Below are 9,062 nucleotides of genomic sequence, written 5' to 3' on the forward strand. Positions count from 1 at the left end.
CACAGCCGCCGGCACGCCCCGGGCACGGCGCACTCGCGTCCATCACGCGTGCGGAAGCAGAGAACTCCCATGTCATCTCTCATCGGTTCGACCAGGCACAGCCTCGCGGTGATATCCCTCGGTACGGCGGCGGTGGTGGCCCTGACCGCCTGCACCAGCTCGCGGACCGCCGGCGGCGGGACGGCGGAGAAGGCCCTCACCATCGGCACCACCGACCAGGTGACCGGTCTCGACCCGGCGGGCTCCTGGGACGCGGGTTCCGGGACGATCGAGAGCGAGGTCTACGCGACCCTGCTCAGCGCCAGGAACGGCTCGTCCGACGTGTCGCTGGACCTCGCGTCCGCGATCGCGCTGACCGACCCCACCACCTGGACGGTCACGCTGAAGCCGGGCCTGAAGTTCGCCAATGGACACGAACTGACCTCCTCCGACGTCAAGTTCAGCTTCGACCGGCAGCTGGCGATCGCCGACAAGAACGGCCCCTCCTCGCTGCTCCACAACCTCGGGTCGGTGGCGGCGCCGGACCCGGCGACGGTGGTGTTCACCCTCAAGTCGGCCAACGACACGCTGTTCCCGCAGGTCCTCTCCACCGCGGCCGGCTACCTCGTGGACGAGCAGGTGTTCCCCGCGGACAAGGTCCTCGACGACGCGGCCGTCGTCGCGGCCAAGCCCTGGAGCGGCCCCTACGCGATCGGCAGCTACGACCGGAACTCGCTGGTCTCCTTCACCGCGAACACCGCCTACCAGGGGCAGCTCGGCACCCCGAAGACCAAGAACGTGCAGCTCAAGTACTACACGGACGCCGGTAACCTCAAGCTCGACGTCCAGCAGGGCACCATCGACGTGGTCTACCGCACCCTGCCCATCACCGACCTCCAGGACCTGTCCACCAAGCAGGGCATCGAGGTGCACACCGGCTCCGGCAACGGCATCCGGTTCATCGTCTTCAACCTCAAGACCCAGCCCTACGGGTCGGCCACCCAACAGGCCGACCAGTCCAAGGCCCTGGCGGTCCGTCAGGCGGTCGCCGACTCGATCGACCGGGCCCAGCTCGCCTCGCAGGTCTACAAGAAAACCTTCCAGCCGCTCTACAGCTCCGTCCCCGACGGCATCACCGGTGCGACCCCCTCCCTCAAGTCGCTCTACGGCGACAAGCAGGGCGGGCCGGACAAGGCCGCCGCGGCGCAGCGGCTCTCGGCTGCGGGCGTGAGCACCCCGGTCACCCTGAACCTGCAGTACAACCCCGACCACTACGGCTCGTCGTCGGCGGACGAGTACGCGCTGGTCAAGACCCAGCTGGAGGCCACCGGCCTGTTCAAGGTGAACCTCCAGTCCACCGCCTGGGCCCAGTACGGCAAGGAGCGCGTCGCCGACCAGTACCCGCTCTACCAGCTCGGCTGGTACGCGGACTACCTCGACGCCGACAACTACCTCTCCTCGTTCTACGCCGAGAACAACTGGGTGAACAACGGCTACACCGACCCCGCCGTGCGGGCGGTGATCAAGCAGGAGGAGACCGAGACCGACGCGGCCAAGCGCACCGCGCTGATCCAGCAGGCGCAGGACGCGACCGCGGCCGCGCTGCCGCTGCTGCCGCTGCTCCAGGGCTCCACCGCGATCGTCACCCGGAGCGGGATCGAGGGCGTGCCCGCCAAGCTCACCAGCGCGTACCAGTTCCGCTGGGCGGAGCTCGTGAAGAAGTGAGCGTCCCCGTACAGGAGGCCTCCGGCGCCGTCGGCTCGACCGGCGGCGCCGCCGGGTACGGTCTCGCCCGCTACCTGATCGTCCGCTTCCTCCTCATCGTCCCCACCGTGCTCGTCCTGGTCAGCGTCGTCTTCTTCCTGATGCGCGCCACCGGCGACCCGATCACCACCGCCTTCGGCGACCGGCTGACCCCGGCCCAACTGCAGGAGAGACTGCACCGGGCGGGCTACGACCGGCCGCTGCTGACCCAGTACCTCGACTACCTGCGCGCCACGTTCACCGGGGACTTCGGCACGACGGCCACCGACAACCAGGCGGTGTCGCAGGTGCTGCGCACCTACGGCGCCGCGACCGTCGAGCTGTCCTGCTTCGCGCTGCTCGTCGCGCTGGCCGTCGGTCTGCCGCTGGGCATGGTCGCCGCCTCCTACCGCGACCGCGCGCCCGACGTCGCACTGCGGCTGTTCGCGATCCTCACCTACGCCACCCCGGTCTTCTTCTTCGGGCTGCTGCTGAAACTGGTCTTCGCGATCTGGCTGGGCTGGTTCCCGGCCTCCGGCCGGGCGGGCATCGACGTCCAGCTGGAACTGCAGGACCAGACCAGTACCACCGGCTTGTACCTGGTCGACGCGCTCCGCAGCGGCGACGGGTCCGCGGTCGTCGACGTGCTGCGGCACGCGGTGCTGCCCGGCCTCGCGCTCGGGCTGCTGGTCGCCGGTGTGCTGCTGCGCCTGGTCCGGACGAACCTGATCGGGACCCTCTCCGCCGACTACGTGGAGGCCGCCCGCTCCCGCGGGGTCGGCCGGCTGCGGCTGGTGACCAGGCACGCCACCCGGCCGGCCCTGATCCCCGTCGTCACCGTCCTCGGCCTGCAGGTCGCGGGGCTGCTCGGCGGGGCGGTGCTCACCGAGACCACCTTCGAATGGAAGGGCCTCGGCTTCGAACTCGCCCACTATCTGACGGTCCGTGACTTCACCGCCGTGCAGGGGATCGTGGCGATCTTCGCCGTGGTCGTCGCGCTGACCAACTTCCTCGTCGACGTCGTCGCGGCGCTGATCGATCCCCGAGTGAGGTACTGAGTGGTGAACCAACTGCTCGCCCATTGGGGCGTCGGACCGCGTCGGCGCCGGCTCCCGCTGCCCGCCGGGGTGCGCGGCAGTGCCGGGCTGCAACGCGTCATGCTGCTGACGGGCGCGGTGCTGACCGGCCTCTTCCTGCTCGCGGCCCTCCTCGCCCCGCTGCTCGCTCCCCACGGCCACGCGCAACTGCGCAGCGGGGAGGAACTCTTCGGTTCGCAGCAGCGCCCGAGTGCCACCCACCCGCTCGGCACCACCATCGCCGGGTACGACGTGCTGTCCCGGACGCTCTGGGGCACCCGGACGGCCCTGGAGATCATCGTCGCCGCCCTGCTGCTCTCGGTGGTGGCGGGAGTCCTGCTCGGTCTCCTCTCCGGCTACCTCGGCGGGTGGGTGGACCGGCTGCTGGTGGGGCTCGCCGACGCGATGTACGCGTTCCCCTCGCTGCTGCTGGCGATCATCATGTCGATCGTGATCAGCGGCGGCCGGTCCAGCCTGGTCGGCGGCCTGGGCGCGGCGGCCTGTTCGGTCGCCGTGGCCTTCGTACCGCAGTACTTCCGGGTGGTGCGGGCCGAAGTGGCCCGGGTGAAGGCCGAGCCGTTCGTCGAGGCGGCCCGGGTGATCGGTACCGGCATGTGGCGGATCATGTTCCGGCACGTCCTGCGGAACTCGGTGCGCACCCTGCCGCTGATCCTCACCATCAACGCCTCGGAGGCGATCCTCACCCTGGCGGGCCTGGGCTTCCTGGGCTTCGGGATCGAGCCCAACTCCGCGGCCGAATGGGGCTACGACCTCAACCGCTCGGTCACGGACGTCACCTCGGGGATCTGGTGGACGGCGCTCCCGCCCGGGCTGGCGATCGTCCTCACCGTGCTCGGGACGACCCTCCTCGGCGAGAGCCTCACCGATCTGGCCGACCCGAGGCTGCGCCGCCGCCAGGGCGAGGGGCGCCCGCTCACGGAGACCGTACCGAACGGAGGACCCGGCGATGACTGACCTGCTGCGCATCGAGGACCTGCACATCTCGTTCGGCACGGACGGCGGTCGGGCGCCCGCCGTCCGCGGGGTCTCCCTGTCGGTGGCGCCCGGCGAGGTGCTCGCCCTGGTCGGCGAGAGCGGCAGCGGCAAGACGGTGACCGCGAAGTCGGTCCTCGGACTCCTGCCCGCCACGGCGTCCACCGGCGGACGGGTGCTGCTGGGCGACGGCCTGGCCGAACCGGTCGAGGACGTGCTGACGGCGTCCCCCGCCCGGCTGCGCGCCCTGCGCGGCACGCACGCCGCGATGGTCTTCCAGGAGCCGTCCACCGCGTTGAACCCGGTGTTCACCATCGGCTGGCAGCTCGCCGAGGGGTTGCGGGCCCACGGGGGCGGATCACGGGCGCAGCGGCGGGCCCGGGCGATCGAGATGCTCGGGAAGGTCGGCATACCCGAGCCGGCCGTGCGGGTGGACCACTACCCGCACCAACTCTCCGGCGGCCAGAAGCAGCGCGCCGTCATCGCGATGGCCCTGGCGCTCGGCACCCGGCTGATCGTGGCCGACGAACCGACGACCGCGCTGGACGTCACGGTGCAGGCCGAGATCCTCGAACTGCTGCACCGGTGCCGGACCGACTTCGGCACGGCCGTCCTGCTGATCACCCACAACATGGGCGTGGTCGCGGACCTCGCCGACCGGGTGGCGGTGATGCGCGAGGGGCGCATCGTCGAGCAGGCGCCCGTCCGCACCCTGTTCGCCGCACCGGCCCACCCGTACACCCGTGAACTGCTGGCCGCCGTACCCGCCTTCACCACCGCCGTCGTGCCGCCCGTTCCCCCGCCCGTCCCCCCGTCCGACGGCCGGCCCGCCGAAGCCGCCGTGGAGCCCGTGGTCAGGGCCTCCGGGCTGACCGTCGAGTACCCCGCGCGACTGGGCGGCAAGGCCTTCCGCGCGGTCGACGGGGTCAGCTTCGAGATCCGCCCCGGCGAGGTGCTCGGTCTGGTGGGGGAGAGCGGCTCCGGCAAGTCGACGATCGGCCGGGCGGTCGCCGGCCTGGTCGGCGTCGGCTCGGGAGAGCTCGACGTGCTCGGCGAGCCACTGGCGGCCCGGGGACGGCTGCGGCGGGCGCGTCGTTCCACGGCGGGCAGCAGGGCCGGGCAGATCGGCTTCGTCTTCCAGGACCCGGCGACCAGCTTCAATCCGCTGCTGACGATCGGCGAGTGCGTCGGGGAGCCGCTGACGGTCCACCGGCGCGACCTCGGCGCGCGGGCGATCCGGGCGGAGGTCGAGTCGCTCCTGGAGTCGGTCCGACTGCCGCGCGGCCACGCGGATCGCCACCCGCACGAACTCAGCGGCGGCGAACGCCAACGGGCCGGGCTGGCCCGGGCGCTGGCGCTGCACCCACGATTGGTGATCGCCGACGAGCCGACCTCGGCGCTGGACGTCTCGGTCCAGGCGAAGGTGCTGGAGCTGTTCGTCCGGCTCCAGCGGGAACGCGGCTTCGCCGCACTGTTCATCAGTCATGACCTCGCGGTGGTCCAGCAGGTGGCGGACCGCGTCGCCGTCCTGCGCCACGGGCGGATCGTCGAGTCGGGCAGTGCCGCACAGGTCCTCGGCGCACCGCGGGCCGACTACACGCAACGGCTGATCGCCGCGCTGCCGGTTCCCGACCCGACCAGGCAGGCCCGCCGGGAGCGCAGCCCCGCGCACACCTGACGGCGAACGGGCCGGGCGCGCCGCGTGGCTGCGGCGCGCCCGGCCGCGCTCGGCCGAGCCGTTCGTGCCCGGAGGACCAGGTCGGCGATCTCCCGCCCGGCTCGTCGGGGGAGGCGGGTGAACCGGGGCGTAGCCTTCCGGTCACGCTGCCCGACCGGCGCCGACCTGCGGCGGAGTCGGCCCGACGAGGTGTCGGTCGAGCCTTCGATGTCCGCGCGGTAGCGTTACGTGGATATGACATGTACGCTGCGTGTCGCTGGTTGCACAGCATGCGGGCCTGGCCGCTGCTCCGTGGGGGGAGTCACGTCCAGGCCCGGCCGCCGGCCAGGGACCTCGGTTGTGCTCGTGGGGGAGCTTCAACCGGGGCCCTTCGGCGGGCTACTGACGGTATGCCCGCTCCGACCGGGCTTCAGTCATACAATCGTGCGCCGGTCGCCCGGATTCTCACGGGGCCGTCCGGGCACGTCCCTTCGGCATGTGACGTGACGGCCCGTCCGGCCGGGTGAACGGGCGGCGCGGCGAGGTGGGCGGCGCCGGGCCGGGGCGGATGATCGGCGGGTTCACGGGTGCCCACACAGCCGGAGGCGGCCATGCGGATCCTGCTCGTCGCGAGCGCGTTCAACAGCCTCACCCAGCGGGTCCACGCCGAGTTGCGGGACCGCCGGCACGCGGTCGAGGTCCATCCGGCCGGTGACGACGACGCGCTGCGCGGGGCGATCGCCAGGTGGGCCCCGGAGCTGGTGGTCGCACCGATACTGCGGACGGCGCTCCCGCGCGACGTCTGGTCGGCGTTGCCGTGCCTGATCGTGCACCCCGGCCCGCCGGGGGACCGCGGGCCCTCCTCCCTCGACTGGGCGATCCACGAAGGAGCGGTCGACTGGGGCGTGACGGTGCTGCAGGCCGACGAGGTGATGGACGCCGGCGCCGTCTGGGCCACGGCCACCTGCCCGCTGCCGCCCGTCGGCAAGAGCGACCTGTACCGCAACGAGGTCTCCGACGCCGCGGTCGGGGCGGTGCTGCGGGCCGTGGAGCGGTTCGCCTCGGGCGCCTTCGCCCCGCGCCCGCAGAGCGGCCCCGACTGGCGGGTGCCCGACCACACCAGGCCCTACCTGCGCCAGGAGACCCGCCGGATCGACTGGGCCGGGGACGCCACCGACACCGTGCTGCGCAAGCTCCGGGCGGCGGACTCCCAGCCCGGGGTGCTCGACGACCTGCTCGGCGCCGAGTGGTACCTGCACGGCGGCCACCGGGAGCACGACCTCGGCGGGCGCCCCGGCGATCTGCTGGCGACCCGGGCCGGAGCGGTCTGCCGGGCGACGGTCGACGGCGCGGTGTGGATTCCCGAGCTGCGCCGCCGCCGTCACCCGGGCGGCCCCGCCACCTTCAAGCTGCCGGCCGTCACCGCGCTCGGCGACGCGCTGCCGGCCCTGCCCGAGGTGCCCGCGCCGCTGATGCCGGCGCCGCGGGACCGGGTCTGGTCGGACATCCGCTACCGGGAGGACGGCCCGGTCGGTCTGCTCCGCTTCTCCTTCCCCGGCGGCGCGATGAGCACCGGGCACTGCCGCCGCCTGCTCGACGCCTACCGCTTCGCGGTGGCCCGGCCGACGTCCGTCCTGGTGCTGGGCGGCGGCCGCGACTTCTTCTCCAACGGGATCCACCTGAACGTCATCGAGGCCGCGTCCGACCCGGCGGCGGAGTCCTGGGCGAACATCAACGCCATCGACGACCTGGTCGAGGCGGTCCTCACCACCACCGACCGCCTGGTGGTCGCGGCCCTCGGCGGGAACGCCGCCGCCGGCGGGGTGATGCTCGCGCTGGCCGCCGACGAGGTGTGGTGCCGGCAGGGTGTGGTGCTCAATCCGCACTACCGCCTGATGGGCCTGCACGGTTCGGAGTACTGGACCTACACCCTGCCGCGCCGGGTGGGGGCCGCCGAGGCCGGCCGGCTCACCGCTCAGGCGCTCCCGGTCAGTGCCGCGGCCGCGCTGCGGGGCCGGCTGGTCGACCGGGTGCTGGCGAGCGCCCCGCAGGACTTCGGGCGGGAGGCGGGCCGGCTGGCCGGGCTGCTCGCCGCCTCGCCGACCGCCCAGGGCCGGATCGCCGCCAAGAAGGCGGCCCGTGAGGCGGACGAGCTGGTGAAGCCGCTCGCCGCGTACCGCCGCGAGGAACTGACCGTGATGCGGCACCAGTTCTTCACCCCGGACGCGCCCTACCACGCGCTCCGGGCCGCCTTCGTCCGCAAGCGGCCGGCGCCCGTACCGGTGCCCGGGCCGTAGGCCCCGAGCCCTGCCCGGATGCTCCGAACGGCCGCCCCGGCTTGCGCTCCGTCCGAGTGCTCCCCCGGCCCTGCGGACCGGCGGGCAGTGGAAACCGCTGCTATGACTGGTTTGAGCCTTTTTGTCCGGCTCCCAGTTCCGAGGAGGCATCCTCATGGGTGCTGCAACAACGAGCGCCACCGACACCGATGTGGTGCACATTCTCTGGATCAACGCGGGCCTGAGCTGCGACGGTGACTCGGTCTCCCTGACCGCGGCCATGCAGCCGAGCATCGAGGAGATCGTCACCGGCGCACTGCCGGGCCTGCCGAAGATCGCCGTCCACTGGCCGCTGATCGACTTCGAGTGCGGGCCGGTGCAGGGCGCGGACAACTTCGTGGAGTGGTTCTTCAAGGCGGACCGCGGCGAACTCGACCCGTTCGTCCTGGTCGTCGAAGGATCCATCCCGAACGAGAGCATCAAGGAGGAGGGCTACTGGTGCGGCTTCGGCGACGATCCGCTGACCGGTCAGCCGATCACCACCAGTGAGTGGCTGGACCGCCTCGCGCCCAAGGCCACGGCGGTGGTCGCCATCGGCACCTGCGCCACCTACGGCGGCATCCACGCCATGGCCGGCAACCCGACCGGTGCCATGGGCGTGCCCGACTACCTGGGCTGGGACTGGAAGTCCAAGGCCGGCCTGCCCATCGTCTGCGTGCCGGGCTGCCCCATCCAGCCCGACAACTTCTCCGAGACGCTGACCTACCTGCTCTACCAGCTGGCCGGCTCCGCGCCGATGATCCCGCTGGACGACAAGCTGCGGCCGACCTGGCTCTTCGGCGCCACCGTGCACGAGGGCTGCGACCGCGGCGGCTACTACGAACAGGGCCAGTTCGCCACCGAGTACGGCACACCGGAGTGCCTGGTGCGGCTGGGCTGTTGGGGTCCGGTCGTCAAGTGCAACGTCACCAAGCGCGGCTGGATCAACGGCATCGGCGGCTGCCCCAACGTCGGCGGCATCTGCATCGCCTGCACGATGCCCGGCTTCCCCGACAAGTTCATGCCCTTCATGGACCCGCCGCCGGGCTCCCACATCTCGACCAACGCGAGCTCCGCGTACGGCGCGGTGATCCGGCGGCTGCGCTCGATCACCATGAAGACCCTCGACAAGGAACCCAAGTGGCGCCACCCGGGGCGCACGCTGACGACCGGTTACCGCAAGCCGCGGTGACCCGGCGGGGGGCCCCACGAACCCCCCCGGGGGGGGGGGCGCCGCGCCGCGGGGGCAGCCCGGCTTCGGGATGGGGAGACCGCACTGCGGGGCGCCGCCAGCGAGGG

At 72.5% G+C, this 9,062-nt stretch carries 6 protein-coding genes; all 6 read left to right on the top strand.

What is annotated here, in order from left to right; all coding sequences use genetic code 11:
* The first annotated feature begins 69 nt into the window (after nucleotides 1-69).
* Nucleotides 70-1,704 (top strand): ABC transporter substrate-binding protein, encoded by a 1,635-nt coding sequence (locus ACFVYI_RS13370; protein ID WP_387884437.1) that lies wholly within the window; start codon nucleotides 70-72, stop codon nucleotides 1,702-1,704.
* Nucleotides 1,701-2,780, top strand: coding sequence for an ABC transporter permease (locus tag ACFVYI_RS13375; RefSeq protein ID WP_387884440.1), 1,080 nt, complete (start codon nucleotides 1,701-1,703; stop codon nucleotides 2,778-2,780). Before ACFVYI_RS13370 ends, ACFVYI_RS13375 begins: the two co-directional genes overlap by 4 nt.
* A gap of 3 nt (nucleotides 2,781-2,783) precedes the next feature.
* The gene (locus tag ACFVYI_RS13380) at nucleotides 2,784-3,773 is read left to right on the top strand and encodes an ABC transporter permease (protein ID WP_387884442.1); all 990 of its coding nucleotides are present in this window, start codon (nucleotides 2,784-2,786) and stop codon (nucleotides 3,771-3,773) included.
* Nucleotides 3,766-5,469 carry a dipeptide ABC transporter ATP-binding protein gene (locus tag ACFVYI_RS13385; protein ID WP_387884445.1) on the top strand — a complete coding sequence of 568 codons (1,704 nt, stop codon included), beginning with the start codon at nucleotides 3,766-3,768 and terminating at the stop codon, nucleotides 5,467-5,469. Before ACFVYI_RS13380 ends, ACFVYI_RS13385 begins: the two co-directional genes overlap by 8 nt.
* Nucleotides 5,470-6,059: 590 nt before the next feature.
* The gene (locus ACFVYI_RS13390) at nucleotides 6,060-7,745 is read left to right on the top strand and encodes an enoyl-CoA hydratase-related protein (RefSeq protein WP_387884520.1); all 1,686 of its coding nucleotides are present in this window, start codon (nucleotides 6,060-6,062) and stop codon (nucleotides 7,743-7,745) included.
* 154 nt (nucleotides 7,746-7,899) lie between these two features.
* Nucleotides 7,900-8,955 carry a hydrogenase expression protein HypE gene (locus ACFVYI_RS13395; RefSeq protein WP_387884447.1) on the top strand — a complete coding sequence of 352 codons (1,056 nt, stop codon included), beginning with the start codon at nucleotides 7,900-7,902 and terminating at the stop codon, nucleotides 8,953-8,955.
* Nucleotides 8,956-9,062: the final 107 nt, after the last annotated feature.

This window comes from Kitasatospora sp. NPDC058218, assembly GCF_042882445.1.
Lineage (GTDB): Bacteria > Actinomycetota > Actinomycetes > Streptomycetales > Streptomycetaceae > Kitasatospora.